Origin of the sequence: Kitasatospora sp. SC0581 (genome assembly GCF_048159585.1) — a bacterium.
In the GTDB taxonomy this organism is placed as follows: Bacteria; Actinomycetota; Actinomycetes; order Streptomycetales; family Streptomycetaceae; genus Kitasatospora.
Map to the genome: position 1 here is coordinate 1 of NZ_JBLRWA010000349.1, position 304 is coordinate 304.

Sequence of the window (304 nt, forward strand, 5' to 3'; positions counted from 1 at the left end):
GTCCAATGCGCGACATTGCTGTACCTCCGTTTCCCGAATTACCAGACGTAGGCGAGAACTTCTCCGCCAACGCCCTTCTTGGCGGCCTGCTTGTCGGTGAGGAGACCCGAAGACGAGGAGATGATCGCCACGCCCAGGCCGCCGAGCACCTTCGGCAGGTTGGTGGACTTTGCGTAAACGCGCAGACCCGGCTTGCTGATGCGCTTGATGCCGGCGATGGAGCGCTCTCGGTTGGGGCCGAACTTGAGCTCGATGGTCAGCTTCTTGCCGACCTCGCCCTCGACGGGCTCCTCAACCTTGTAGG

At 62.2% G+C, this 304-nt stretch carries 1 protein-coding gene; it reads right to left on the minus strand.

Annotation, left to right across the window (positions count from 1 at the left end; translation table 11 throughout):
• Positions 1-38 precede the first annotated feature (38 nt).
• The coding region (rpsH, locus tag ACLWS4_RS38410) for a 30S ribosomal protein S8 (RefSeq protein ID WP_416876629.1) at positions 39-304 on the minus strand (266 nt) is incomplete at its 5' end.